This is a genomic window from Rhizobium tropici CIAT 899 (genome assembly GCF_000330885.1).
Classification (GTDB): domain Bacteria; phylum Pseudomonadota; class Alphaproteobacteria; order Rhizobiales; family Rhizobiaceae; genus Rhizobium; species Rhizobium tropici.
This window is the reverse complement of sequence record NC_020059.1, coordinates 3,641,787-3,667,030: the sequence shown is the minus strand read 5'-3', so window position 1 is coordinate 3,667,030 and position 25,244 is coordinate 3,641,787. Positions and strand designations below refer to the sequence as shown.

The following is a 25,244-nucleotide window of genomic DNA, read 5'->3' as shown; positions in this document are numbered from 1 at the left end:
ATCACCCGGCACAATCATGGATTCTTGTGATGGTGACATTTCATGGCTGAATGGATGGCCATGGCTGAACGGGCATAGCTGAACGGGCATGGGCCGGTAGCCGTTGCCGAGTGGATGGGCTCACCCTCGGGCAACGCCATGAAGGTGCTTAGGGATCAGCTCTTGCGGTTTGCGACGAAGCGGGCGGTTTCCGTCAGGACATCCGCCTTGTCGCCATAGCCGGACAGCAGGTCGGCAGCGTCGTTCACCAGCTTCGCGAGCGTCGTTTCGGCCCATTCCTGGCCGTGCAGGGCGACAAGCGTGCCCTTGCCGCGACTGGCATCCTTGCCGGTTGCCTTGCCCATGGTGGTGGCATCGGCCGTGAGGTCGAGAAGATCGTCAGCGAGCTGGAAGGCAAGGCCGATCTTTTCGCCGAAGGTCCTGAGGCGTTTGCGGTCTTCGACAGGTGCACCTGAGATGATGGCGCCGGCTTCGCAGGCAAAGCGGATCAGCGCTCCCGTCTTCATCGCCTGCAGCGTGGTAATGCCCTTTTCGTCGGGCGGTTCCTTCTCGGCAGCGAGGTCAAGCGCCTGGCCGCCGGCCATGCCGCCGATGCCGGCTGCGCGCGACAGTGCCAGCACGAGCGCCATTTTTCGATCCGCCGGCAGCTCCGTCTCGGGAGCGGCGATAATGTCGAAGGCGTAGGTCAGCAGGCTGTCGCCGGCCAGAATCGCCGTGGCGTAATCGAAGGCGATGTGCACGGTCGGCTGGCCGCGGCGCAGGTCGTCGTCGTCCATGGCGGGAAGATCGTCGTGGACGAGGGAATAGCAGTGCACGCATTCGAGCGCGGCGCCAACCCTCAGTGCCGCCTCGGCATTGCCGCCGAGAAGCGCCGCCGATTCCATGACCAGGAAGGGACGCAGCCGCTTGCCGCCGTTCAGTACACCGTGGCGCATGGCCCTCAGCAGCCTGTCGGGGCGGACGATCTCGTCATTCAGGCTGCCGTCGGCGAGAAGCCGGTTCAGCAGAGCTTCGGTCTTGCCGGCATTGTCCTTCAGGCGGTTCTCGAATGAGGAATGGGTGCTGTCCATGGGCGCTGTTTGGCATGAGAGGCCGTTGCTGGCAATGACAATCGTCGACGGCGGGGTAGGAATTGCGCCGCACTCTGGTCATCGCTTTATGTAGACGGTATGACGGAATGCAGCATCAGAGCGTTTCCCGGATGCATTAAGGGGTTGTACCGGGATGGAGCGATCGTGGACGTCAGGCACTTGGACATATCGACTGATAATGAGGAGGAAGCCGAGGTGCCGCAACGCTCCTCCCCGTTGGCGCGCTTCAAAGCAAGGCCAGTTTGGCAGCGCGTCGTCCTCGTATTGATTGGCGTCCTCCTGCTGCCTTATCTTTTCATCGTCTTTTATCTGCTGCCGTTCCTCCACCCCGTTTCCACCCTGATGGTAGGCGACGCCGTTACCCTTCAGGGATATGACCGCCGTTGGGTTCCGCTAGATAAAATCGCGCCGGTGCTGGTGAAATCTGTCATGGTCTCGGAAGACGGGCAGTTCTGTTTTCACGGTGGTGTCGATTGGGGCGAGATGCGGGCGCTGGTCCAGGAAACGCTGCGCGGCAGGTCCACGCGCGGCGGCAGCACGATCCCGATGCAGACGGTGAAGAACCTGTTTTTATGGAACGGCCGCTCTTTCGTACGCAAGACGCTGGAATTGCCGCTCGCGGTTTCCGCCTCGGCCGTCTGGTCGAAACGCCGGATGATGGAGATCTATCTCAATATTGCCGAGTGGGGACCGGGCATTTACGGCATCGAGGCGGCGGCGCGCTACCATTTCAAGGTGCCGGCCTCCAAGCTCACGGCGCGTCAGGCGGCTCTTCTTGCCGTATCGCTGCCGAACCCGATCGACCGGGTGGCGAGCAAGCCGGGACGCGGGCTCAGCCAGCTCGCCTCGTTGATCCAGCGCCGCGCGCGCAATGCCGACGCATACATCAAATGCCTTTATGACTGACATCAGAACTTGTCGTTCGATCGGCTTGTCGTCATCTGGCATTCTTGACCGTGACGTAAGGGCGATATGAATCACTTCAAAGAATTCTTTCCCTTCAGAGTCCGGCACTGAAAAGGAACATGCGATCGTGGACAAGCTCACGCTTTATATTGGCAATAAGAACTATTCGTCTTGGTCGTTTCGGCCGTGGATTGCTCTTGAAGGGTGCGGCATTCCGTTCGAAGAGGTGCTGATACCCTTCGATTTTCCAGGTGGAAATCCGCGCATTCGTGAGGTGTCGCCGACGGGCAAGGTGCCGATGCTAGTTCACGGCGGCTTCAAGGTATGGGAATCCTTCGCCATCATCGAATATGCGGCCGAGCTTTTCCCCGATGCCGGACTTCTGCCGAGAGATCGCCAGGCGCGTGCGCTCGCGCGATCCTACAGCATGGAAATGGTTTCCGGCTTCAGCGCCCTGCGCAACTTCTGCCCGATGAACATGCGCCGTCCGGTCGCCCGGCGCGATCTCCCCGGCGGAGTGATGGAGGACGTGGCGCGTATCGAGGCCATCTGGCGCGAGGCGAGAGCCTTTTCTGGCGGCCCTTTCCTGTTCGGGAATTTTTCCGGCGCGGACGCCATGTTTGCCCCCGTCGTCAGCCGTCTGGAGCGGTATGACATCGCGGTTGCGGCGGATACGCGGGATTATATGGCGGCCATGAAGGCGCTGCCTGCCTGGCAAAAATGGGAGGAAGCGGCGTTGCAGGAAACATGGACCGTGCCGGAGGACGAGGACTGATTCGGCTCGACTATCCGCGAATCTCGTCCGGCGGGCAAAAAATGCTATTGGGGACTGGTCAAAGCCCGTCAAGCCATGTATAAGCCCGCCCAATTTCCGAAATTGATGCATGTCTGTTTCGGCCGCCTTGCTGGCCGTGAATATGTGTCGTCCGTACATGGAGTAACGAGAATGGCTGTACCGAAGAGAAAAACGAGCCCGTCCAAGCGCGGTATGCGCCGCTCTGCTGACGCACTGAAGGCTTCGACCTACGTCGAAGACAAGAACTCCGGCGAACTGCGTCGTCCGCACCACATCGACCTGAAGACCGGCATGTATCGCGGCCGTCAGGTCCTGACGCCGAAGGAAAGCGCATAATCTAGCGCTGCCTTTATGGCATGAATGAAAAGGCTGGCGGTTCGCCGGCCTTTTTCTGTTTTGATTGGGGCTTGTGCTGGGGAGGCGGCTGTTTGCGTGCCGTGCGGCTGATACCCCCCTCTGTCCCTTTCGGGACATCTCCCCCACAAGGGGAGATTGGTAACTCGCGGCATTTTCTCGCCTCAAGCCACAATCGCATCTACAGAAACTAAATCAGGCTGTTTGCCAGAGCGGAGCGACATACTCCCAACAATCTCCCCTTGTGGGGGAGATGCCACGACAGTGATAGAGGGGGAGGAAAACTCTCCAAGGATTCAGGAGCGCCTCGCCTGATTTCAAAGGCTATCCAGCTTGCTCTGCATGGCGCGGAGCTGTTCCTTCAGCTCGTCGATGTCCTTGGCTTCGGCCTTGCGACTTTCCTTGGCCGGCGGCTTCATGAAGGGCGAGAACATCTGCATCGCCTGCTGGAACATTTCGGTATTGCGGCGGACCTGCTCCTCGACCATCTGCATGGGCAGTTGCAGGTTTTTGCCAAGCGGCGTTTCGCCGAATGCGCGATTGATCTGTTCGCGCATCTGCGTCTGCTGCTCGGTAAAGGCGCGCATGGAGTGTTCGAGGAAGCTCGGCACGACCATCTGCATCTGGTCGCCATAATAGCCGATCAGCTGCCGGAGGAAGGAAATCGGCAGCAGCGTGTTGCCGGTCTTCGATTCCTGTTCGAAAATGATCTGTGTCAGGACCGAATGCGTAATATCATCACCGCTCTTGGCGTCCTGGACGATGAATTCCTCGCCCTTCTTCACCATCTCCGCCAGATCGTCCAGCGTCACATAGGTACTGGTGCCGGTATTGTATAGGCGGCGATTGGCGTATTTCTTGATTACGATCTGGCCCTCATTCTTTGCCATTTATCAGTCTCCTGGCCCCGTCTGATTGCATGGAATATTCCTCCACTCCGGAGTGTAGACGCAAAAGAAGCTTGGTGACAATCGGTTTGTGCGATGCGGCAAGGCCTTTCCTTTGATTGGATTTTTTGAAGGCGGTGACAGCTTCGTGAAATCTGTACGATGAAAATTCTTGCTGTTTGACTCAGGAGCAAAGCTTTGACAGTTTCGCCTCATATACGTGTTCATTCTGTGAGGAGGCTTCCATGAGCAGTTCATCCATCGTCGTCGCCAGCGCTGCCCGCACCGCGGTCGGTTCGTTCAACGGCGCTTTCGCGACCGTTCCGGCGCATGAACTCGGCGCTGCCGCGATCAAGGGTGCGCTGGAGCGCGCCGGTGTCGAGGCCAAGGAAGTCGATGAAGTGATCCTCGGACAGGTGCTTCAGGCCGGCGAAGGGCAGAACCCGGCCCGCCAGGCCGCGATGAAGGCCGGCATTCCGCAGGAAGCGACCGCATGGGGCGTGAACCAGCTGTGCGGCTCGGGCCTGCGTGCCGTGGCGCTCGGCCTGCAGCAGATCGCAACCGGTGACGCCAAGATCATCGTCGCCGGTGGCCAGGAATCCATGTCGATGGCGCCGCATGCCGCGAATCTTCGCTCCGGCACCAAGATGGGCGACATGAAGATGATCGACACCATGATCAAGGACGGCCTGACGGACGCCTTCTACGGCTACCACATGGGCATCACCGCCGAAAATATCGCCCGCCAGTGGCAACTTTCGCGCGAGGAACAGGATCAGTTCGCCGTTGCCTCGCAGAACAAGGCGGAAGCCGCACAGAAGGCCGGTCGCTTCAAGGACGAGATCGTTCCCTTCACCATCCAGACGCGCAAGGGCGACGTTACGGTCGATGCCGATGAATATATCCGCCTTGGCGCGACGATGGAGGCCATGGCGAAGCTGCGTCCGGCCTTCGACAAGGAGGGCTCCGTCACCGCCGGCAACGCTTCCGGGCTTAACGACGGTGCTGCCGCTGCCGTGCTGATGACCGAGACGGAAGCCTCGCGCCGCGGCATCCAGCCGCTTGCTCGCATCGTCTCCTGGGCAACCGCCGGCGTCGATCCGCAGATCATGGGGACCGGCCCGATCCCGGCCTCCCGCAAGGCGCTGGAAAAGGCCGGCTGGTCCGTCAACGACCTCGATCTCGTCGAGGCCAATGAGGCGTTTGCCGCTCAGGCCTGCGCCGTCAACAAGGATCTCGGCTGGGATACGTCGATCGTCAATGTCAACGGTGGTGCGATTGCCATCGGCCATCCGATCGGTGCTTCGGGTGCTCGCGTCCTCAATACGCTGCTGTTCGAGATGAGGCGCCGCGGCGCCCGCAAGGGACTTGCCACGCTTTGCATCGGCGGCGGCATGGGTGTCGCCATGTGCTTCGAGGCGCTCTAGAATCAAAGAAATAGAGCATGATGTCGTCCGAAAACCGCATGATACTTTTCGGCATCATGCTCTAAGGCGTCTTGAAGGGAATTTTCCAGAAGAAGTGGTGAAAGCGAGCGGGCGACCCGACCTTCGGGCGCCCCGCCTCCGCAACAAAAAAGGGGAGTGGCACATGAGCAGAGTGGCATTGGTAACCGGGGGTACGCGTGGCATCGGAGCTGCCATTTCGATGGCGCTGCACAATGCGGGCTATAAGGTGGCCGCAACCTATGCCGGCAATGATGAGAAGGCCCGGGCTTTCCATGATGTGACGGGGATTTCCGTTCACAAGTGGGATGTCACCGACTACGAGGCCTGCGGCAAGGGCATCGCCAAGATCGAGGATGATCTCGGCCACGTCGAAATCCTGGTCAACAATGCCGGCATCACCCGCGATGCCATGTTCCACAAGATGACACCGCAGCAATGGCACGAGGTCATCAATACCAACCTCACCGGCCTCTTCAACATGACGCACCACGTCTGGCAGGGCATGCGCGACCGCAGCTTCGGCCGCGTCATCAATATCTCGTCCATCAATGGTCAGAAGGGGCAGATGGGGCAGGCGAACTACTCTGCGGCCAAGGCGGGCGATCTCGGCTTCACCAAGGCGCTTGCGCAGGAAGGTGCTGCCAAGAACATCACGGTCAACGCGATTTGCCCCGGCTATATCGGCACGGAGATGGTGCTGGCGGTTCCGGAAAAGGTGCTCAACGAGCGCATCATTCCGCAGATTCCCGTCGGACGCCTCGGCGAACCCGAGGAAATCGCCCGCATCGCCGTCTTCCTGGCCAGCGACGATGCCGGTTTCATTACCGGATCGACCATATCTGCCAATGGCGGCCAGCTCTTCGTGTAATCAATTTGGGAAAAGCGCTGGCCAGTTTTCCGCTGGGAGCTGCGCAAGGGCTATAAAAAGCGGTTCAGGGCGACGGAGCCGCTTCAGCCTGCATAGCGCATTACGAACAGAATTACTGAACTCAGCCGGCAATCATCCTCTTATTGAGGCCTGCTGCCGATGTCGTGGCTTGAATTCCAGGATGACGGCCTCAAGGGCAACCTGCCGCTTCTCCCTATCTCGAGCTCTCGCCGCGCTTACGAGCGCGTAAAAAGTGGTGCCGGTAAGCACGAGTGCTGCAATGCTTGCGATGATTGCGGCCATGATGCCGTTCCTTTCTCAAAACACTGCCAACTCGCCGTGACTGACGGCGCGGAAAGAAGATTTTGTTGAGGGAACTGCCGCTCCCCGAATTTGTTCCAAGAGCGCATCCTGACCGGCCGCCGGTGGCGGCCGGTCAGGCAATGCCTTAGCGGCAGCGAGCCTCATAACGGTGACCATAGCGGTCGCGATAGATGCAGTAGCCGCGACGCTCTTCCGAACGTCCGATGAGGTTGCCGACTACGCCGCCAGCGACCGCGCCGACAGCGGCGCCGCCCCAGCTATGGGTGGCAACGCCACCGATCAGTGCGCCGGTACCGGCGCCGATCGCCGTACCTTTTTCCGTTGCCGTGCACGACGCCAATGCGCCGACGAGGGCGATCGCGAAGATAATCTTCTTCATGGTGTTAGCTCCCTGATGTTGCGAGGTTTGAACAATGTCTGCGGATCAGATGCGCCCCATTAATAACAGAATGAGGACAATGACGAGAACAAGCCCGAGACCACCCGACGGGCCATACCCCCATGACCGGCTGTAACCCCAGCTGGGAAGTGCGCCAACCAGCAGCAGAATCAGTATGACAAGCAATACCGTACCAAGCATGATATGTCTCCTCCATGTCCGTCCGGCTCGAATATCCCGCCATTATCGCTGTTCGATATGGCGCTAACCTTCCAGCTTTCCCACTCGAAACTGTTCCAGTGAATGGACGAATTCCTCAATTCTGTTCATAGAAACTTGCATGCGCGGCAATTGTTCCGGCTAAGAAATAAAAATGCACGCGCGCAGCAGTTGGGATGCTTAGCGACCCCTTAAATGGGATCGCATCGGGTGACGGTTACAAGCGCGGCGGCAAATTCGTTTGTATGGTTAAAATACCATTAAAATACAATGGGTTGTGGTGAACGAAACGAGAAAGGCCGGATGTCCGTGATTCGTCGGCGATTCGTTCTGCATTTGAACCTTGGTTAACGGCTGGCGTTTGCCGACATGCCGAATACAAGCATGCTGCCGCCGGCAAATATCGTCCAGGTGGTGTGTTCGCGGGCGGATTCGTTAATTCGCAGCGACCTCCGCAACAGCATTGCCATTGAAGCTGACCTCTATGTCGCGATGCTGCTCCGGCGAAATACAACATGTAGCCGTGAACAAATGCGATACCTGCTGCTATCCGCGATTCGTCACCGATTCGTTCCGGCTTTGATCGTTGTGTTAACGACTGCACCTTTTGCGTGCATTTGTCGATTCATTATAGCTGCGCTCGTCAAAAGACGAACCGCAATCGCAGATTCGGCTCGGATTCGCATCTCAACCATTCAGAGTCCGGTATGGCCTTGCCGGGAAAATGCTAGATATTGTGGAGAACAGAAACAGAATCGCTTGGAATCTGCGATTCGTCGCCGATTCGTTCCGGCTTTGGCCTGGATATTGGTGCCGTCCGCTAATTCATGCGAAACTTTATTATTTACAGATTGTTAACGATGGAGCGGCGCGAAATTTCGCTGGCTGAGGATTCTCCGCTTGACTCCTTTTTCCTGCGGAAAGCCTTGTAAACGAGATTCAGCATTTGGTGGGAATCTTTTCATTGAAATCCATATGTAGTCGTGAACAAATAAGGAACATGGCGGAGTCAGCGATTCGTCTCCGATTCGTTCTCAGGCTGTTCCGGAATCGCCGGGACTCGCATGGGATGCAGCGTAAATGTAGCTTATGGTTGAGGCGCTCAAATATGAAATCGAATGTTGCCGCATCTGTTTTTTCATTCGGGTCTTGCCTTTGTCACATATGGTCGTCATCTGTTCGTTTCCTCCAGGAGGAACTGGCTGATCGGAAGACGGCTGTTTCTCGCCTATGCACGGACCTATGACTCAGACTTCGCAGCCCATGATCCTGAGCGGACGCGGCGTGACCGCAGTGCTCGGACCGACCAATACCGGCAAGACCCATTATGCCATCGAGCGCATGGTGGCACACGGCAGCGGCGTGATCGGCCTGCCGCTGCGGCTGCTTGCCCGTGAGGTGTATACGCGCGTCGTCGAGAAGGTCGGCGCGCACAATGTCGCGCTGGTGACCGGCGAGGAAAAGATATCGCCGCCCAATGCTCGCTATTCGGTCTGCACGGTGGAGGCCATGCCGCGTGAGACGCGCGCCTCCTTCGTCGCGATCGACGAAGTGCAGCTTGCCGGCGATCTGGAGCGCGGACATATTTTTACCGACCGCCTTCTGCATCTGCGCGGCCGCGATGAAACCCTGCTGCTCGGCGCCGGCACGATGCGGCCGATCCTTGAACAACTTCTGCCTGGCATTACCGTCCTCGAACGGCCGAGGCTATCGCATCTTTTCTACGCCGGGCAGAAGAAGATCACGCGGCTGCCGCAGCGCACGGCCATTGTCGCCTTTTCCGCCGACGAGGTTTATGCGATCGCAGAACTCATTCGTCGCCAGCGCGGTGGCGCGGCGGTCGTTCTCGGGGCGCTCAGCCCGCGTACCCGCAATGCGCAGGTGGCTCTCTATCAGGCCGGCGATGTCGAATATCTGGTTGCGACCGATGCGATCGGCATGGGGCTTAACCTCGATGTGGATCATGTCGCCTTTGCGCAGGACCGCAAGTTCGACGGCTATCAGTTCCGCAATCTCAATCCGGGAGAGCTCGGTCAGATCGCAGGGCGCGCCGGCCGCCATCTCAAGGACGGCACCTTCGGGGTGACGGGACAGGTCGATCCTTTCGACGACGAACTCGTGCGCCGGATCGAGGGACACGAATTCGACATGGTCAAGGTGCTGCAATGGCGCACCAAAGAACTGGATTTCGCTTCGATCGCGGCGTTGCGTGCAAGTTTGGAAGACGCGCCTCGCGTGCAGGGCTTGACGCGCGCGCTGCCTGCGGTAGACCAGCAGGCATTGGAATATCTGTCACGCGATCTGGAGATAGTCGATCTTGCCAGCAACCCGGCTCGGGTTGAGAAATTGTGGGAGGCCTGTGCGCTTCCCGACTATCGGCGCATCACGCCTGCCCAGCATGCTGATCTCATCGCCACCCTCTTTTCTGATCTCGTGCGCTATGGCACGGTGAAAGAGGATTTCCTGGCCGAACAGGTGCATCGCGCCGATCGGACGGATGGCGAGATCGACACGCTTTCGGCGCGAATCGCGCAGATAAGGACTTGGACCTATGTGTCGAACCGGCCCGGCTGGCTTGCCGATCCGACACACTGGCAAGAAAAGACGCGGGAAATCGAAGATCGATTGTCCGACGCGTTACATGAGAGGTTGACGAAACGCTTTGTTGATCGCAGGACATCTGTGCTCATGAAGCGCCTGAGAGAGAATGCGATGCTGGAAGCTGAAATCAGTGTGAATGGAGATGTCTTCGTAGAGGGGCATCATGTGGGACAGTTGACCGGATTCCGGTTCACGCCTATCGCAGGGACCGAAGGGCCGGATGCCAAGGCTGTCCAGACCGCCTCGCAAAAGGCGCTGGGGCTGGAGTTCGAGGCGCGTGCCGCACGTATGCATGCGGCCGGCAACGGCGATCTCGCGATCAGTGCCGATGGCCTGGTGCGCTGGCTCGGCGACCCCGTCGCGCGTCTGTCAGGCAGCGATCATGTCATGCGTCCGCGTGTCATCCTGCTCGCCGACGAGCAGCTGACCGGCAATGCGCGCGATCATGTCGCCGCCCGTATCGAGCGCTTCGTGAACCATCATATAAGCACGATCCTGAAGCCGCTGGACGATCTCCAGCGTGCCGAAGATCTGCAGGGCCTTGCCAAGGGGCTGGCTTTCCAGCTGGTGGAGAATCTCGGCGTTCTGTTCCGCCGCGACGTCACGGAAGAAGTGAAGTCGCTGGATCAGGACGGGCGTGCCTCGATGCGCCGCTACGGCGTTCGCTTCGGCGCGTATCATATTTTCGTGCCCGCCCTGCTGAAGCCGGCTCCGGCCGAGCTCATCACGCTCCTCTGGGCGCTGAAGAACGATGGCCTGGACAAGCCGGGCTATGGCGATCTGATTCCGGTTCTGGCCGCTGGCCGCACCTCGGTCGTCACCGATCCGGGCTATGAGCGCACATTCTACAAGCTTGCCGGCTTCCGGTTCCTCGGCAAGCGTGCGGTGCGCATCGACATCCTCGAGCGCCTGGCGGATCTCATCCGTCCGCTGCTGCAGTGGAAGCCCGGCCAGGCTTCGCGCCCCGACGGCGCTTATGATGGCCGTCGTTTCACGACGACGACTGCGATGCTCTCCATTCTCGGCGCGACGCTCGAGGACATGGAGGAAATCCTCAAGGGTCTCGGCTATCGTGCCGATGCGGTGAAGGCGGAGGAGGCTACGGCCTTCCTCGCTCAGCAGGATGCGGCTGCAGCGCCCGCCGCACCGGCAGGGGACGCCACAGCCGAAAAAGCCGATCATGATGATGCCGACACTGCGACTGACGAGCCGGCTAAGGAAGTAGAAGCCGTTTCGCCGGAAACAGCCGCTCCCGCCGAGGCACCTGCTGAGACGGAAGTTGCCGTAGCTGCCGAGCCTGTTGCCGTTGCAGAAGCCGCCGCAGAGCCGACCGAACCGAAGCCTGTTCTGCTCTGGCGTCTGGGTGGCCGCAACGACCATCAGCAGCGGCAAGGTGGCCGCGGCCACGGCGATCGTCGCGGTGGCCAGCAGGGCGAGGGGCGCGGTCAGCAGGGCAATCGCCGTGGTGGCGAGCAGGCAGCCGGTGAAGGCAATCGCGAAGGCGGTCGTGATCGCCGCGATGGACGCGACAATCGTGAGGCTCGTGGCAATGACAAGGGTCCGCGCGGCAATCGCGAGGGCGGCCGTCCGCAGCATCAGGGCAATCGCGGCGATCGTCAGGAACGTGGCGACCGGAATGATCGCAACAATCGCGGTGCCTCGCAGCCGTTGCGCTTCGAAGCCAAGCCGCCGCGCAAGGAAAAGCCGATCGATCCGGATTCTCCTTTCGCCAAGCTCGCTGCCCTCAAGGAGCAGATGAAGAAATAGGTCATGACGGACGAGAAACAGCCATTTTCCGGTTCGCGCCAGCGCATCGACAAATGGCTGTTCTTTGCCCGCATGGTGAAATCCCGCTCATTGGCGCAGGTCTATGTGCAGAACGGCAGCGTCCGGGTGAATGGCGAGCGGGTCGTGCAGCCGAGTTTCGGCATCAAGGCCGGTGACCGCATCGAGCTCTCACTGGAGCGGCGGGATATAGTGTTGATCGTGCGGTCGGCCGGCGAGCGCAGAGGTCCCTTCGAGGAAGCCAGGCTGCTTTACGAAGATCTGACGCCGCCGCCGGATGAGACAAAACGCCTCACCCCGTTCGAGCAGGCGTTGCGGGCACCCGGCAGCGGCAGGCCCACAAAAAGGGATCGGCGTGCGATCGATCGCCTCACCTCCGACGATGATTAGAAAACTCTGCCTGTTGCGGAGGGGTTTTGCGATTGTTTGTCCTTGAAATTGGCTGACAAAGTCGATACCTCACCATCAACCTGCCGGTAACCAGCCGGACGGCGCGTTTGCGTGTGATGCATTCGTCTGTTCGTTCGGCTCCGTGGAAAGGGCGCGACGTTCCAGGTTGCGCATTCGCGGAAGCTAGATACATTCCTGGAGTGCTTCATGACATATGTCGTGACCGACAATTGCATCCGCTGCAAATATACCGATTGTGTGGAAGTCTGCCCTGTCGACTGCTTCTACGAAGGCGAAAACTTCCTCGTCATTCATCCCGACGAATGCATCGACTGCGGCGTCTGCGAACCTGAATGTCCCGCCGAGGCGATCAAGCCCGATACGGAACCGGGTCTCGACAAGTGGCTGAAGGTCAATGCGGAATATGCTGCCATCTGGCCGAACATCACGGTCAAGCGCGATCCGATGCCGGAAGCCAAGGAAATGGATGGCGAACAGGGAAAATTCGAGAAGTATTTCTCGGCCAATCCCGGTACGGGCGACTGATTGAAGGCCGTGACAGGCCTTCGATAAAGGTGTAGCCGATATTGCAGAAAGCGAATCACTGCCATTGGGCCGCGGGCTGGTCAACGTGGCCAATTTGGCGCGTGCGCAGCAAATTATTGATTTCCTCAGATTTTTGTGATAGGGTCGTCACACTGATCCACAGCGGCATTTCGCATGCCCAAAACCATCACGAAAGCAAATCACCAATCCGTACGCGGTTTCCTTGACATATCAACGTATTGTGTTGTCGGGTCCCTGATCGCGATGGGTGGGTTTCTGTTTGCATAAGTCTGGCTGGACCAGGATGAAGTGACCCGACGGTACGTCCGTCTCATCCGGGCCTGACTGACCCGGCACCCCGGCCCTAACGGGGCGCATAACAGGGAGTTTTTGAAAAGAATGACGACCCAGCAGAAAAAACCTTCAGCAGCACGCCATGGCTTCAAGACTGGTGAAGCGATCGTTTATCCGGCCCACGGTGTCGGCACGATCACTGCGATCGAAGAACAGGAAGTCGCAGGCATGAAGCTCGAGCTGTTCGTGATCGACTTCGAGAAAGACAAGATGCGCCTGAAGGTTCCGGTGGCCAAGGCCATGAGCATCGGCATGCGCAAACTTTCCGAGACCGATTTCGTCGAGCGTGCATTGAAGGTCGTGCAGGGCAAGGCCCGCGTCAAGCGCACCATGTGGTCGCGCCGCGCGCAGGAATACGATGCCAAGATCAATTCCGGCGATCTGATCTCGATCGCAGAGGTCGTTCGCGATCTCTATCGCGCCGAGAACCAGCCGGAACAGTCCTATTCCGAACGTCAGCTTTATGAAGCTGCACTTGACCGCATGGCGCGTGAAATCGCCGCTGTCAACAAGATGTCGGAAACCGAAGCCGTTCGCCTTGTCGAAACCAATCTGAACAAGGGACCGAAGCGCGGCAAGGTCGTCGAAGAAGACGATTCCCAGGACGAAGCCGCATAAGGCCAAGACGCCAATATCGCTTCAAAAAACCCGGCCTTCGTGCCGGGTTTTTTCTTTGGAACCTTTTCCGTTCTGATGCGTTTACGTCCTGTGTTGGCGGTCCGTGTGGGTACACTCCTGTGGAGAGGGGTATTCAGACAGGCCGTTTTATGGATATTCACGAGGACCGGCCTATGCGTTTTCACTCGAAGCTCCCCGGCGATCTGAAGATGATTCAATCGTCAGACCCGTTCGATGAGATCGAACTGGACTAGTCATCGATCATACGACGACTTTGCAATTTCATTCATTGATTTCCATCCGAGCAGCGATGTTCGGAAACGATGCTTGCTGCCCTTTTCGTCGACCGCGGCATTAGAGACGATTTGAGGCCGAAACCCAGGAGATGCACATGACGAATATGTCTGCAGATCGGCGCATGATCAAAGTTGCCATGGCTGCTCCCTATCTCGCTCGCGACGAAGAACACGATCTCGCCATGCGCTGGAAAGACCACGACGATCGCGGCGCCCGCAATCAGATCGCAACTGCCCATATGCGCCTCGTCATTTCCATGGCGGGGAAGTTTCGTAACTTCGGACTGCCGATGAGCGATCTGGTGCAGGAAGGCTATGTCGGCCTGCTGGAAGCGGCCGCCCGCTTCGAACCGGAGCGGGAAGTTCGCTTCTCCACCTATGCAAGCTGGTGGATCCGCGCTTCGATCCAGGACTATATCCTGCGCAATTGGTCGATCGTGCGCGGCGGCACGAGTTCCGCCCAGAAGGCGCTGTTTTTCAATCTGCGCCGCTTACGCGCCAAGCTTGCCCGCAGCAATTCCAACGTCACCGTCCAGTCCATCCATGAGGAAATCGCCGTGACGCTCGGCGTCAGCCTTACGGATGTGCAGACGATGGATGCGCGCCTCTCCAGTAGCGATACCTCCCTGCAGGCCCCCTCCATTGCCGGCGATTCCGAAAGTGCCGAGCGCATCGATTTTCTGATCAGCGACGAGCCGCTTCCCGACGAGCAAGTGTCCGACATGATCGACGGCGAGCGCCGCCGTGTTTGGCTGGCGTCGGCGCTGAAACATCTCAACGAACGTGAAATGAAGATCATCCAAGCGCGCCGCCTGGTCGAAGACGGCGCGACGCTCGAAGAGCTCGGTGCCGATCTTGGCATTTCCAAGGAGCGCGTGCGCCAGATCGAAAGCCGCGCGATGGACAAGCTCCGCAACGCCCTGGTGGATGCGGATCCCCGCATGGCCAGCTATGCCTGAGTGTGCGCTTCTCCCGTCCGGGAGAAGTAATCCCGCTATTATTCCGAAATGATTTTGACCTTGTCGCCCGGTGCAATGTTTGCCCCGGTTGGCAGGGCATTTATCAGTTTGAACAGGTCGAGCTTGCGGTCCGTGCCCATCATGCGGGCGGCGAGCGTGGTGATGGTGTCGCCGGGTTTGACGGTAACGACGCGAACACGCAGCGGCTTCAGCGAGGCCGCCTCTTCCGGAGTCATATGCCGGAAGCTGGCACGCAGCACATTGGCGGTCTGATCAAGCTGAGCGATGTTCCCCTTCGGCACGGCCGTCAGGAAGCGGAAGATCTGCGTGCGGTCGCGGATCACGGTCACATCGAAATCCCAGCGGTCGGCTGAGGCGCGCGCGGTAGCCGCCGGCATGCCGTTGACGGTGATCGACCTGATCGAGGAGGGATCGAGGCCGGTGACCCAGCCGCTGGAAATATAGTTCGTCAGATTCTGGTTCTGGGTATCGGCCACGCCGTCGAAGCGGATGGCAATGTCGCCGGGGCCGGTCGCCATGACGGCTTCGACTTTGTTGTCGATACGGAAATCGGGCGGGACGTCGAAGCGGATGCCAAGGCCGCCATGCAGGAAGGTCTGGCCGCGCACATAGCCTTCTTCGGGGCTGTCGCCATAGAGCAGGCCGTCAATGCCGTTGAGATAATAGTCGCGGCCGATGTCGCCGACCTTGCCTTCCTCGCCGAATTCGCGCGCGTGCGCCTTGGCAAGGTCGATACGCTGCGGCGTGCTCGGGTGGCTCGAAAGGAAGTCCAGGCTCTGGTCGACGTCGGAATTGGCCGACATGAAGCGGCTATAGTCCTCCATCGCGTTCAGGAAGCGCGCGGCGGCGTAAGGATCGTAGCCGGCCTGGCCGAGTGTGCGAATACCGATCTCGTCGGCCTGGAGTTCCTGCTGGCGCGAGAAGGCGGCAAGACGCAGCTTGCCGCGCGCAAGCGCCTGCTTGCCGGCTAGATCGCTCGACAGGACTTCCGAAACGACACGGCTGGCGATGACTTCGGCTTCTTCCCGCTTCTGCCGCTCGATGCCGTGATTGGCTGTTACGTGCGCCATCTCGTGCGACAGCACCGCCGCGACTTCGGACGCATCATTGGCAAGCGCCAGAAGGCCGCGCGTCACATAGAGATAGCCACCGGGCAAGGCAAAGGCATTGATCGAGGGCGAATTGAGAATGGTGATGCGGTAGGACTGCTGCGGATTCTCCGACACGCTGGTCAAGGCGCCGGCGATGCGGGCAACGAGCCTCTCCGTCTTGGCATCCTTGTATTCGCCGCCATAGCTTGCGAGGATACGCGGATGCTCGCGGGCGCCCATCTGTGCGCGCGGATCGTTCTTCTGCACTTCGGAAACGATCTGCGGATTGGCTGAGGGCGAAACGCTCGGCTGATAGGATTGGTCCATCACCGTCTGGCAGCTGTTCAACATTGCTGCAGCTGCAAGGAAGGGCACAAAACGGCGCAAACGGGCTGCGACGGTCGCATCGATCCTTCGTTCTGCTCGCTTGCTCTGCTTCAGGACCCGCATCCTACTCATTTCGCTGTCATGCCGGCTCGGCGCCAAATCCGGTTGATCCTCACCGGGCCGATCACGGTCGTGCGCCAATAGAGGTTGTTTTCGCCCGCATCGATCCGCATTTACCCGGACGGCTTCCACCTCTTGCTGTAGCCGATTTTGGCACCGGTTGCATAGCGAGACTCCGTTTAAATGTGGCAGCGTTGTATTTTAGCAAGCATTTCCGAGGACTTTCAGCCGCTTCGCTAGACGAAATTAAGGCAAAGCCGAGGGCAAGCTGCCATGACACAATCAATGTTGCAGAAATGTGGTCAATGCCTGAATCCCGTCCGCCTGCAGGAAGGTTTCGATGGGTGCGGCGAGCTTGATCGTGCCGCCGTCGATGAAGACGGCGTGGTCGGCAAGGCGCCGCACTTCGGCCGGGTCATGCGAGACGATCAGCACCGTATTGCCGGTTTCGCGATGCAGAGTTTTCAGAAGTTCGACCATGCCGGAGCGCAGGCCGGGATCGAGCGCGGCGAAAGGCTCGTCCAGCAACAGGATTGGCTTGTCGCGCACCAGAGCCCGAGCGAAAGCGGCGCGCTGGCGCTCGCCGCCGGAAAGCGTTCCCGGCTTGCGCTTTTCAAAACCGGCTAGCCCGACCCGCGCCAAAGCCTCCGAGACCCTTTGCCGATCCTCCTTCGAAAGCCTCAATGACGGGCTGATGCCAAAGCCGATATTGGTGAAGAGATCGAGATGAGCGAAGAGGTTGTTGTCCTGGAAGACGAGAGACACCGGCCGTTCGGCGGGATGCAGGCGGCTCACGTCCTGTCCTGCGAGCAGGATACGGCCGCGGTCAGGCTGTTCGAAGCCGGCCAGTAAATTGAGAAAGGTGGATTTGCCCGATCCTGACGGCCCGGCAATGGCGATGATCTTGCCCTGCGGCAATGCGCAATCGAAGCGGAAGTCATGCGTGCCGAGGCGCAGTTCGACCTCTTCCATGCCGATGCCTTCTGCCTTCATGGTGCTGCCGTCAGTCATTTCGTCTGCTTTCGTCATCCGTCGCGCCCTGGCCCGCGGTTCCGGCTATGGTCAGGAGAAGGCATACCAGGCCGAGGATCAAGGCATAACCGTCGGCGTCGTTGGTGCGGTAGCTGCCGAGCTTGCTATAGACCAGCCAGGGCAGGGTCATCAAACTGTCGGAGCCGAAGAGCGCGACGGCGCCGAGATCGCCGAGCGACAGGGCCATGGCGAAGGAGAGCGCCGTGAAGAGCGGTTTGCGCAGACCCGGCCAATCGACCATGCGCAGGCGCGCAATGCCGTGAAGGCCGAGGCTTGCCGCCAGCCGCCCGGTGCGGCTGACATGGACCGTATAGGCCGGCTCGATGACGCGAATGACGAAGGGCAGCGCCATCAGCGCATTGATGACAATGATGAGGATGGCCGCAAAGCGGCTGGGATCGCCAAATGGCCTGAGCGCCAGGAACCAGCCGGTTGCCAGCACGATCGGTGGCACCAGCAGGATGAGGGAGGAGCTTGCGCCTAATGCGATCGCCAGGCCGTGCAGGCCGAGGGACTTTCGGCGATCCGCCGATATCACTGAGCGGGCGTGAATGATCGCGAAGGATATCAGCACGGCCAGAAGGCCCGCAGCAAGCGCGATTGCAAGACTTGTCACTGCCGCCTGCAGGAAGATCGGCTGGGAGACGAGCTTGAAAAGATTGGCCTCGAGGCCGGTGACGACGACCGAGGCGAGCGGCATGCCCAGAAAGAGCGTCGCGCCCGCCAGCAGCGCAGCATCGACGCATCGCGCAGCCATCTCCTGTCCATCGATGCGGCGCAGCGTTCGCCCGCCGGTGAGCCCATGATCGTCGGGAGCGCGAAACAGCGTCATGGCGCCGAGAACAAGGAGGGTGACGACGATTTGCAGCAGCGACAGCATTACGGCGCGGCCGGGATCGAAATCGAAGCGAAGCGCCTGGTAGATCGCCACTTCCAGTGTCGTTGCGGCCGGGCCGCCGCCGAGGATCAGGACCAGCGTGAAGCTGGTGGCGCAGAGCATGAAGATCAGGCCGGCGATGCCGAGAATGAGGCCACGCAGGATGGGCCATTCGATGAAGCGGAAGACCGAGATGGGCCGCATGCCGAGTCCGCCGGCCACGAGCCAATATTCAGCCGGCACACGCTCCAGTCCGGCCAGCATCAGCCGGCAGGCGAGCGGCATGTTGAAGAAGACATGCGCAAGCAGGATACCGGCCAGGCCATAGATGCTGACGGGCTGCGACAGGCCGAGTGCTGATAGCGCCTGATTGAGGAGCCCCTGCCGGCCCCATATGCCGAGCAGGCCGAGTGCGCCGATCAGCACCGGCAGGCCCATCGGCACGGCCATCAGCCGGATCAGCCAAAGCCGGCCGGGAAAGCGCGGCTGGCGCGCCAATGCTCGGGCGACCGGAATGGCGAGCACAATGGAGAGCAGTGTCGAAAGCACCGCCTGCAGCAGTGTGAAGCGTAGGATGCGCAGCAGATATGGGTCTGTGAGCGAGGTGTTGCCGCCGGATTCGATGCCGGCGGAGAGGAGAACAAGAACGGCGATCCCGACGAAGAGCGCAATGCTGCCGAGGCTGAACGTCCCGCCGGAAATAGCGCATCTTCGCTCGGGTGCCGTGAGTATGATCAAGGCATCAGTTGCCGCTGGTGGCGGTCAGCCATTCGTCGATCCACGCCTTGCGGTTCTTGTCGACGTCGGCAGGGCTCATCAGGAAGGTCTTCGAGGGCACCACGAGCTTGCTGAAGGCATCCGGCAGCGGCTCGGAAGTGGCGGAGACCGGCATCATCCAGTTGCTTGTCGGAATGATGTCCTGGAAGCCGGTAGAGATCATGAACTTCAGGAAGTCGCGAGCAAGATCTTTGTTCGGGGAAGCCTTGATGAGGCCGGCGACCTCGATCTGGATATAGTGCCCTTCCGAGAAGGCGGCGGCCTGATAGCGATCCGTCTTGTCCTCGATCATGTGATAGGCCGGCGACGTCGTATAGGAGAGCACCATCGGCGCCTCGCCCTTGGTGAAGAGGTCATAAGCTTCCGACCAGCCGGGGGTGACCGTCAGGATGCGGCCTTTGAGTTTCGCCCAGGCATCGGCGGATTTGTCGCCATAGATCGACTTGACCCAAAGCAGCAGGCCGAGCCCCGGCGTCGAGGTGCGCGGGTCTTCGATGACGATCTTCTGATTGGGATCGCCCTCGACGAGATCCTTCATGCTCTTCGGCGGGTTCTTGATGGTCTGTGTATCGTAGATCACGGCGAAATGGCCGTAGTCGTAGGGCACGAAGACGTCGTCCTTGAAACCGCCGGGAACCTTGAGGGTCGAGGTGTCGACGCCGCTTGCGTCGAAGAGGCCTGTATCCTTGGCTTCGTCGATAAGATTGGTGTCGAGGCCGAGAACGACATCGGCCTTGGTGCCCGTCCCTTCCAGCTTGAGGCGGGAGAGAAGTGCAACGCCATCGGTGACGGCGACGTAATTGACCGTGCAGCCGCAGGTCTTTTCGAAGGCTGCCTTGACCTTGGCGCCCGGACCCCAGTCTGCGGTGAAGCTCTCATAGGTGTAGATGGTCAGGGTCTTGTCTGCTGCCTCGGCCGTCTGGGCAGAAAAAAACGTTGCGCCAGCGGCAAGAGCCAGGCCGGCGAAGAATGACAATAGTGATCGGTTTTGCACGACAGCGCCTCCACTTTGATTTCGTCTTGAAGGGGAAAGGGCGCTATGATTTCGTCACGCGTCTAATCCCTCCGCCGGTGTTAGCCGGATCAGGTTCCGCGGGTTGGCCGGTGAAAGCCTCTCAGCCAAATGTCCTGAAGGACATAAGGCACCCCGTTAGAGCGTCGGCAGATTTAGCCTTGTGACGGAGGGATGACAAGGGAAATGATTCCCTTGTCGATTGCAGCATGAAGTATTTACTCGGCAGCCTCCGCGACCGCCGGGCTTTCGAATTTCTTCGCGGCGCCGGGGAGCTGCACATTCTTCAGCGTCAGCGAGGTCAGGAGACCAAGCATGCAGATGCCAGCTGCCGTCATGAACAACGGGCTGAAGGCGCTCGCGTAGGCGTTGGCGACGGCCTCGCGGGTAATCTCGGGCAAGGCGGCCATCATCTTCGGTGTCAGCTCCTCGATGTTCGGTACGCCGGATATGGAGACGCCGACATTGCCAAGTTTGGCGGCGATGATGGCGCCGTAGATGGAGATGGCGATGGAGGCGCCGCCCATGCGCGACAGCGTGACGGCACCGGTCGCAGCGCCGACGTCGCGCGCTGCGGCTGCATTCTGTACGCCGATAACGGGCACCTGCTGGGCAAGGCCGATGCCGATGCCATGCAGCAGCATCAGGCCGCCAATGAGGGCGATGGGCGTGCCGGCATGGACGAAGGCGAGCGAGGCGAATGCGATGGTACTGCAGGTGGCGCTGGCGACGGCAAACGGCTTGTAACGGCCTTTGGCCGCGATCAGCCGGCCGGCGGAGAGCGAGCCGCAGACGATGCCGCCGGTCAGGAGAATGAACAGCAGCCCGGCCATGGAGGGAGAAAGGCCTGTCGTCGTCTGCAGGAAGAGCGCGAAGTAATTGACCATGCCGATGGCGACGGCGCCGCTGGTGATCGAGAGGATCAGCAGAAGGCCGAATGTCGGATTGCGGAACAGCGTCATCGGCACAATCGGCTCGGGTGCGCGGCGCTCGATGAAGACCCAGGCGATGGCGCAGATTACCCCGAAGGCAATAATACCAAGGCATTGCGGCGATAGCAGCGACCCGAAGAGCTCGCTTCCGTCGGCGGCAAGCACAATGCTTGTCGTCGTCAGGGCAAGGAGGATGGCGCCGGCATAATCGATCTTCGGACGGCGGGCAGGCTTGCGGTAGGGCAGCATGAAGGCGAGGCCGGCAAGCACGATGAAGCCGATCGGCACGTTGACGAGGAAGATCGAACGCCAGCCGAACAGATCGCTCATCGTGCCGCCGAGAACGGGGCCGATGGCGCCCGACGCCATCAGCACGAGGCTCGAATAGCTCTGGTAGCGCGCACGCTCACGCGGCTCGAAGAGATCGGCGTTGACGGCGAAGATCGAGACCATGATGCCGCCGCCGCCGAAGCCCTGAAGAACGCGAGCGGCGATCAGCGTATCCATCGAGACGGCCAAGCCACAGACGGCAGAGCCGACCGTGAAGATCGCGATCGCCGTCATCATCACATATTTGCGGCCGAAGAGATCACCGAGCTTGCCGTAGACGGGCATGACGGCGGAAAGCGAGAGAAGATAGGCCGATCCGATCCAGCCGAAGCGATCCAGATGCCCGAACTCGCCGACGATCGTCGGCAGCGCCGTCGAGACGATCTGGTTGTCGAGCGTCGCCATGAACATGGCAGTCATCAGAAAGAGGAAAAGAATAAGCCGCCGTTTGTGATCCGCCACGAGCGGCGTGAAGCTTGTCTGCATGTCCATGGAGCAAGAACCCGAACTGGGCCGGAACGCTGCGCTATCGAACGAATGCGCGGGACGTCCGGTCTTCATGAGCGAATATATGTGCTATTAGCATATAATTGTCAATGGCAGGTGAGTGCCATTTGCATGTTTTGTTTCCTCCCGATCTCTGCTATGCTTTAGGGATGACATCTGCGACGAATACAAAAGATATCGAAGTTCCGACGCTGGCCGAAGACGAGAAGTTTCTGCGCATCGGTCAGGCGATGATGCGCATGCGCTTGCTGACCGGCCGTCGCATGATCGGCAGGCTCGCCATTCAGCACGTGGCCCCGGGGCTTGAGCTTTCGCATCTCGATGTGCTCGATGTCGTGCGGCGGGCGGAAGATACGGGCGAAGTGACCGTCGGCACGATCGCGGAGCTCTTGCGCATCGATCCATCGCGCGCGAGCCGCATCACTGCCGACATGGTGGCGCGTGGTGTGTTGCGTCGTAAGGCATCGCAGGCGGATGCGCGGCGTATCGTCGTGGTGCTGACCGCACTCGGGCAGCGTTTGCTGTCGGAAATCCAGGTGCAGAAATACGCCGTTATCGGAAGCATCTTTGCCGATTGGTCGCCCGAAGACATCGAGAGCTTTTCGTTTCTCTTCGATCGCTATGTCAGCGGCTATGAACGTGTCGTCCAGGCCGCCATGAAGGAAACGACCGAATGATCGGCTCGGCGGCACCGTTCCGGTAACGGCGCTCTTCCCTAGGGATATGACTTTGCGCTATGGGCTTGCCTCATGAGCCAGTCCACCATCTTCACCATCCTGCTCGGCGGCGAGCTTCGCCTGACGGAGCGATTGCGCGCTGCGGTTTCCGGCAGCCGCTTCATCGCGGCTGACGGCGGCATGCGCCATGCGCTGGCGATTGGGGTGGAGCCGGAGCTGTGGGTTGGCGATTTTGATTCCACGCCTGCCGATCTGCAGGGAGCCTTTCCGAATGTGCCCAGGCAGCCCTATCCGGCGGCGAAGGCTGCGACCGACGGCGAGATCGCCGTCTCGGAAGCGATCGATCGCGGCGCCACGAGACTGATCCTGGCGGGCGCCATGGGCGGCGAGCGCTCCGATCATGCGATCCAGCACCTGCTTTATGGTATCCAGCTCGCCGAAAAGGGCTTCGACGTGCTGCTGACGTCGGGTGACGAGGAGGCGGTGCCGCTTCCTCCAGGCGGACTCACGCTGGCGCTACCATCAGGCTCGCTGTTCTCCGTTCTTGGTTTCAGCGATCTGACGGGCCTTTTCATCGACAATGCCCGTTACCCCTTGCGCGATTTTCATTTGCCCTTCGGCGCATCGCGCACCATTTCCAACGTGGCGGAAGGCGATGTGCGCTTTTCGCTCGGCAGCGGCAGAGCCATCGTTCTTGCCCGCCCTTATGACCTTTCCGGAGTCTGATCTTGGCCCCTCCCATTCTGAAACTCGACGACATCTTTCTGAGCTTCGGCGGTGCGCCCTTGCTCGCCGGTGCCGGCCTGCAGGTGGAGCCGGGCGACAAGATCTGCCTTGTCGGACGCAATGGTTCCGGCAAGTCGACGCTCCTGAAGATTGCCGCCGGCCTTGTCGAAGCGCAGTCAGGCGAAGTCTTCCGTCATCCGTCGTCGACCGTGCGCTATCTCGAGCAGGCACCCGATTTTGCCGGTTACAAGACGGTTGCGGCCTATGCCGAAGCCGGCCTCGGGCCCGGCGATGATCCCTATCGCGTCACCTATCTGCTGTCTCATCTCGGCCTGACTGGCGAGGAAGATCCGAAGAACCTTTCTGGCGGTGAAGCGCGCCGCGCGGCACTGGCGCGTGTTCTGGCGCCCGAGCCGGATATCCTGCTGCTCGACGAGCCGACGAACCATTTGGACTTGCCGACCATCGAATGGTTGGAAGGCGAGCTGCAGAAGAGCCGCAGCGCGCTCGTGCTGATCTCGCACGACCGTCGTTTCCTGGAGAAGGTTTCGACCGCGACCGTCTGGTTGGATCGCGGCACCTCGCGCCGGCTGGACAGAGGATTTGCTCATTTCGAGGCCTGGCGCGATCAGGTGCTCGAAGCCGAGGAACTGGAGCAGCACAAGCTCGGCAAGCAGATCGAGCGCGAAGAGCATTGGCTGCGCTATGGCGTGACGGCACGGCGCAAGCGCAATATGCGCCGGCTTGGCGAATTGCAGGATATGCGCTCGCGCTATCGCGGCCACAAGGGCGCTTTGGGCACGGTGCAGGCGGCAGCTTCCGATGCGCAGGAAAGCGGCAAGCTGGTGATCGAGGCGGACAAGATCACCAAGTCCTATAACGAGCGGCTCATCGTCGCACCATTCTCGATCCGCGTGCATCGCGGCGATTGCATCGGTCTCGTCGGCCCGAACGGCGCCGGCAAGACGACGCTTCTGAAGATGCTGACCGGGCAGCTGGAGCCGGACAGCGGCACTGTAAAGCTTGGCACCAATCTGGAAATCGCCACGCTCGACCAGAAGCGCGAGGAGCTGAACCCGGAAGATACGCTTGCCAACTATCTGACCGACGGTCGCGGCGAGAACCTGCTCGTCAATGGCGAGCAGCGGCATGTGACCGGCTACATGAAGGAATTTCTCTTCCAGCCGGAGCAGGCGCGCACGCCGATCAGGAATCTCTCCGGCGGCGAGCGCGCCCGGCTGATGCTGGCCCGTATCCTGTCGCGGCCGACCAATCTTTTGATTCTCGACGAACCGACCAACGATCTCGACATCGAGACGCTCGACCTGTTGCAGGAAATCGTCTCCGGTTTTGCCGGCACGGTCATCCTTGTCAGCCACGACCGCGATTTCCTCGACCGTACCGTGACCTCGACGATCGCGCCCGCCGATCCGGAAGAGCCCGATGGCCGCTGGATCGAATATGCCGGCGGCTATTCCGACATGCTCGCTCAACGCAAGGGGGCGATCGAGGAACGCAGGCGGGTTGAGAGGGCGGCCGAAAAGCCGAAATCGGCCGAAGCTTCAGTGCCGGCCGGCGACAGCTCGAAGGGAAAGGGCAAGCTTTCCTACAAGCAGAAATTCGCGCTCGAAAACCTGCCCAAGGAAATGGCGAAGGCGGAAGCCGAAATTGCCGCCCGCGAAAAGAAAATGGTCGATCCGAACCTCTTTTCCAAGGACGCCGCAACCTTCAACCGCCTTGCGGCGGAAATGGAAAAGCTGCGCGAAAGCCTGATCAAGATGGAAGAGGAATGGCTGGAGCTCGAAATGCTGCGCGAGGAGCTGGAGGGCTGAGGCTCAATTGAGTTCATCCTATGCGCGTCTTTACTATGCAGTAAAAACAATCGGTTGCGCTCGATCGCTGGCGGTTCATTCCCTGTTGTCGAATCCGATAAACCGTTTATACATAAACGCATGTTGCCGGACCAAGCTCCGGTTGATACCCCCGGGCCGGCG

The 25,244-nt window shown here is 60.1% G+C and carries 22 protein-coding genes and 1 riboswitch; of the genes, 13 read left to right on the top strand and 9 right to left on the bottom strand.

What is annotated here, in order from left to right; all coding sequences use genetic code 11:
* Positions 1–155 precede the first annotated feature (155 nt).
* Positions 156–1,070: a polyprenyl synthetase family protein gene (locus RTCIAT899_RS17905; RefSeq protein ID WP_015341647.1), complete on the bottom strand. Its 915-nt coding sequence runs from the start codon at positions 1,068–1,070 to the stop codon at positions 156–158.
* Positions 1,071–1,169: 99 nt separating this feature from the next.
* Between RTCIAT899_RS17905 and mtgA the strand changes: the two genes are divergently transcribed.
* The 3 genes from mtgA (at position 1,170) to rpmF (ending at position 3,129) form a co-directional block, all read left to right on the top strand.
* Positions 1,170–1,997 carry a monofunctional biosynthetic peptidoglycan transglycosylase gene (mtgA, locus tag RTCIAT899_RS17900; RefSeq protein WP_376766861.1) on the top strand — a complete coding sequence of 276 codons (828 nt, stop codon included), beginning with the start codon at positions 1,170–1,172 and terminating at the stop codon, positions 1,995–1,997.
* A gap of 127 nt (positions 1,998–2,124) precedes the next feature.
* Positions 2,125–2,772 carry a glutathione S-transferase family protein gene (locus RTCIAT899_RS17895; RefSeq protein WP_015341645.1) on the top strand — a complete coding sequence of 216 codons (648 nt, stop codon included), beginning with the start codon at positions 2,125–2,127 and terminating at the stop codon, positions 2,770–2,772.
* Between the two features lie 171 nt (positions 2,773–2,943).
* Positions 2,944–3,129, top strand: a complete 186-nt coding sequence (gene rpmF, locus RTCIAT899_RS17890; protein ID WP_006724402.1) for a 50S ribosomal protein L32 — start codon at positions 2,944–2,946, stop codon at positions 3,127–3,129.
* A gap of 335 nt (positions 3,130–3,464) precedes the next feature.
* Here the strand turns inward: rpmF and phaR are convergent, their stop codons facing one another.
* Positions 3,465–4,037, bottom strand: a complete 573-nt coding sequence (gene phaR / locus RTCIAT899_RS17885; RefSeq protein ID WP_015341644.1) for a polyhydroxyalkanoate synthesis repressor PhaR — start codon at positions 4,035–4,037, stop codon at positions 3,465–3,467.
* 242 nt (positions 4,038–4,279) lie between these two features.
* On the opposite strand from phaR, the gene RTCIAT899_RS17880 reads away from it, so the two are divergent.
* A complete protein-coding gene (locus tag RTCIAT899_RS17880; protein WP_015341643.1) occupies positions 4,280–5,461 on the top strand; it encodes an acetyl-CoA C-acetyltransferase in 1,182 nt (393 codons plus the stop codon).
* A 163-nt stretch (positions 5,462–5,624) separates the two neighbouring features.
* Positions 5,625–6,350 (top strand): acetoacetyl-CoA reductase, encoded by a 726-nt coding sequence (phbB, locus tag RTCIAT899_RS17875; RefSeq protein WP_015341642.1) that lies wholly within the window; start codon positions 5,625–5,627, stop codon positions 6,348–6,350.
* A 448-nt stretch (positions 6,351–6,798) separates the two neighbouring features.
* On the opposite strand, the gene RTCIAT899_RS17870 is transcribed toward phbB, so the two are convergent.
* Both RTCIAT899_RS17870 and RTCIAT899_RS31975 read right to left on the bottom strand, forming a co-directional pair.
* Positions 6,799–7,053, bottom strand: coding sequence for a YMGG-like glycine zipper-containing protein (locus RTCIAT899_RS17870; RefSeq protein WP_015341640.1), 255 nt, complete (start codon positions 7,051–7,053; stop codon positions 6,799–6,801).
* Between the two features lie 45 nt (positions 7,054–7,098).
* Entirely contained in the window at positions 7,099–7,254 is a 156-nt protein-coding gene (locus tag RTCIAT899_RS31975) for a DUF3309 family protein (RefSeq protein ID WP_015341639.1), read from the bottom strand.
* A 1,260-nt stretch (positions 7,255–8,514) separates the two neighbouring features.
* Between RTCIAT899_RS31975 and RTCIAT899_RS17865 the strand changes: the two genes are divergently transcribed.
* The 5 genes from RTCIAT899_RS17865 to RTCIAT899_RS17845 all read left to right on the top strand — a co-directional run bounded on the left by RTCIAT899_RS17865 (position 8,515) and on the right by RTCIAT899_RS17845 (position 14,821).
* A complete protein-coding gene (locus RTCIAT899_RS17865; protein WP_041677723.1) occupies positions 8,515–11,640 on the top strand; it encodes a helicase-related protein in 3,126 nt (1,041 codons plus the stop codon).
* Between the two features lie 3 nt (positions 11,641–11,643).
* Entirely contained in the window at positions 11,644–12,048 is a 405-nt protein-coding gene (locus RTCIAT899_RS17860; protein WP_015341636.1) for an RNA-binding S4 domain-containing protein, read from the top strand.
* A gap of 207 nt (positions 12,049–12,255) precedes the next feature.
* On the top strand, positions 12,256–12,594 hold the full coding sequence (gene fdxA / locus RTCIAT899_RS17855; RefSeq protein ID WP_015341635.1) for a ferredoxin FdxA: 339 nt from the start codon (positions 12,256–12,258) through the stop codon (positions 12,592–12,594).
* A gap of 399 nt (positions 12,595–12,993) precedes the next feature.
* The gene (locus RTCIAT899_RS17850) at positions 12,994–13,566 is read left to right on the top strand and encodes a CarD family transcriptional regulator (RefSeq protein ID WP_015341634.1); all 573 of its coding nucleotides are present in this window, start codon (positions 12,994–12,996) and stop codon (positions 13,564–13,566) included.
* A gap of 391 nt (positions 13,567–13,957) precedes the next feature.
* On the top strand, positions 13,958–14,821 hold the full coding sequence (locus RTCIAT899_RS17845; protein ID WP_015341633.1) for an RNA polymerase factor sigma-32: 864 nt from the start codon (positions 13,958–13,960) through the stop codon (positions 14,819–14,821).
* A 38-nt stretch (positions 14,822–14,859) separates the two neighbouring features.
* Here the strand turns inward: RTCIAT899_RS17845 and RTCIAT899_RS17840 are convergent, their stop codons facing one another.
* The 5 genes from RTCIAT899_RS17840 to RTCIAT899_RS17820 all read right to left on the bottom strand — a co-directional run bounded on the left by RTCIAT899_RS17840 (position 14,860) and on the right by RTCIAT899_RS17820 (position 21,832).
* Entirely contained in the window at positions 14,860–16,284 is a 1,425-nt protein-coding gene (locus tag RTCIAT899_RS17840; protein WP_041678015.1) for a M48 family metalloprotease, read from the bottom strand.
* Positions 16,285–16,662: 378 nt separating this feature from the next.
* Entirely contained in the window at positions 16,663–17,391 is a 729-nt protein-coding gene (locus tag RTCIAT899_RS17835; protein WP_015341631.1) for a thiamine ABC transporter ATP-binding protein, read from the bottom strand.
* On the bottom strand, positions 17,384–19,024 hold the full coding sequence (gene thiP, locus RTCIAT899_RS17830; protein ID WP_041678014.1) for a thiamine/thiamine pyrophosphate ABC transporter permease ThiP: 1,641 nt from the start codon (positions 19,022–19,024) through the stop codon (positions 17,384–17,386). Before thiP ends, RTCIAT899_RS17835 begins: the two co-directional genes overlap by 8 nt.
* Before the next feature lie 7 nt (positions 19,025–19,031).
* Entirely contained in the window at positions 19,032–20,024 is a 993-nt protein-coding gene (thiB, locus tag RTCIAT899_RS17825) for a thiamine ABC transporter substrate binding subunit (protein WP_244441481.1), read from the bottom strand.
* A gap of 85 nt (positions 20,025–20,109) precedes the next feature.
* Positions 20,110–20,226, bottom strand: a riboswitch (TPP riboswitch).
* A 70-nt stretch (positions 20,227–20,296) separates the two neighbouring features.
* Entirely contained in the window at positions 20,297–21,832 is a 1,536-nt protein-coding gene (locus RTCIAT899_RS17820; RefSeq protein WP_015341628.1) for an MDR family MFS transporter, read from the bottom strand.
* 164 nt (positions 21,833–21,996) lie between these two features.
* Here RTCIAT899_RS17820 and RTCIAT899_RS17815 point away from each other — a divergent pair, with 164 nt between their 5' ends.
* The 3 genes from RTCIAT899_RS17815 (at position 21,997) to RTCIAT899_RS17805 (ending at position 25,082) form a co-directional block, all read left to right on the top strand.
* Positions 21,997–22,524: a MarR family winged helix-turn-helix transcriptional regulator gene (locus tag RTCIAT899_RS17815; RefSeq protein ID WP_015341627.1), complete on the top strand. Its 528-nt coding sequence runs from the start codon at positions 21,997–21,999 to the stop codon at positions 22,522–22,524.
* A 72-nt stretch (positions 22,525–22,596) separates the two neighbouring features.
* Positions 22,597–23,250 (top strand): thiamine diphosphokinase, encoded by a 654-nt coding sequence (locus tag RTCIAT899_RS17810; protein WP_015341626.1) that lies wholly within the window; start codon positions 22,597–22,599, stop codon positions 23,248–23,250.
* A 2-nt stretch (positions 23,251–23,252) separates the two neighbouring features.
* Entirely contained in the window at positions 23,253–25,082 is a 1,830-nt protein-coding gene (locus RTCIAT899_RS17805) for an ABC-F family ATP-binding cassette domain-containing protein (protein ID WP_015341625.1), read from the top strand.
* The last annotated feature ends 162 nt before the right edge of the window (positions 25,083–25,244 follow it).

Excerpts from the sequence above, each read along its gene's own strand:
- RTCIAT899_RS17905 (WP_015341647.1), bottom strand. The coding sequence starts at position 1,070 with ATGGACAGCACCCATTCCTCATTCGAGAACCGCCTGAAGGACAATGCC.
- mtgA (WP_376766861.1), top strand. The coding sequence starts at position 1,170 with ATGACGGAATGCAGCATCAGAGCGTTTCCCGGATGCATTAAGGGGTTG.
- rpmF (WP_006724402.1), top strand. The coding sequence starts at position 2,944 with ATGGCTGTACCGAAGAGAAAAACGAGCCCGTCCAAGCGCGGTATGCGC.
- phaR (WP_015341644.1), bottom strand. The coding sequence starts at position 4,037 with ATGGCAAAGAATGAGGGCCAGATCGTAATCAAGAAATACGCCAATCGC.
- RTCIAT899_RS17880 (WP_015341643.1), top strand. The coding sequence starts at position 4,280 with ATGAGCAGTTCATCCATCGTCGTCGCCAGCGCTGCCCGCACCGCGGTC.
- phbB (WP_015341642.1), top strand. The coding sequence starts at position 5,625 with ATGAGCAGAGTGGCATTGGTAACCGGGGGTACGCGTGGCATCGGAGCT.
- RTCIAT899_RS17870 (WP_015341640.1), bottom strand. The coding sequence starts at position 7,053 with ATGAAGAAGATTATCTTCGCGATCGCCCTCGTCGGCGCATTGGCGTCG.
- RTCIAT899_RS31975 (WP_015341639.1), bottom strand. The coding sequence starts at position 7,254 with ATGCTTGGTACGGTATTGCTTGTCATACTGATTCTGCTGCTGGTTGGC.
- RTCIAT899_RS17865 (WP_041677723.1), top strand. The coding sequence starts at position 8,515 with ATGACTCAGACTTCGCAGCCCATGATCCTGAGCGGACGCGGCGTGACC.
- RTCIAT899_RS17860 (WP_015341636.1), top strand. The coding sequence starts at position 11,644 with ATGACGGACGAGAAACAGCCATTTTCCGGTTCGCGCCAGCGCATCGAC.
- fdxA (WP_015341635.1), top strand. The coding sequence starts at position 12,256 with ATGACATATGTCGTGACCGACAATTGCATCCGCTGCAAATATACCGAT.
- RTCIAT899_RS17850 (WP_015341634.1), top strand. The coding sequence starts at position 12,994 with ATGACGACCCAGCAGAAAAAACCTTCAGCAGCACGCCATGGCTTCAAG.
- RTCIAT899_RS17845 (WP_015341633.1), top strand. The coding sequence starts at position 13,958 with ATGACGAATATGTCTGCAGATCGGCGCATGATCAAAGTTGCCATGGCT.
- RTCIAT899_RS17840 (WP_041678015.1), bottom strand. The coding sequence starts at position 16,284 with ATGTTGAACAGCTGCCAGACGGTGATGGACCAATCCTATCAGCCGAGC.
- RTCIAT899_RS17835 (WP_015341631.1), bottom strand. The coding sequence starts at position 17,391 with ATGACTGACGGCAGCACCATGAAGGCAGAAGGCATCGGCATGGAAGAG.
- RTCIAT899_RS17820 (WP_015341628.1), bottom strand. The coding sequence starts at position 21,832 with ATGGACATGCAGACAAGCTTCACGCCGCTCGTGGCGGATCACAAACGG.
- RTCIAT899_RS17815 (WP_015341627.1), top strand. The coding sequence starts at position 21,997 with ATGACATCTGCGACGAATACAAAAGATATCGAAGTTCCGACGCTGGCC.
- RTCIAT899_RS17810 (WP_015341626.1), top strand. The coding sequence starts at position 22,597 with ATGAGCCAGTCCACCATCTTCACCATCCTGCTCGGCGGCGAGCTTCGC.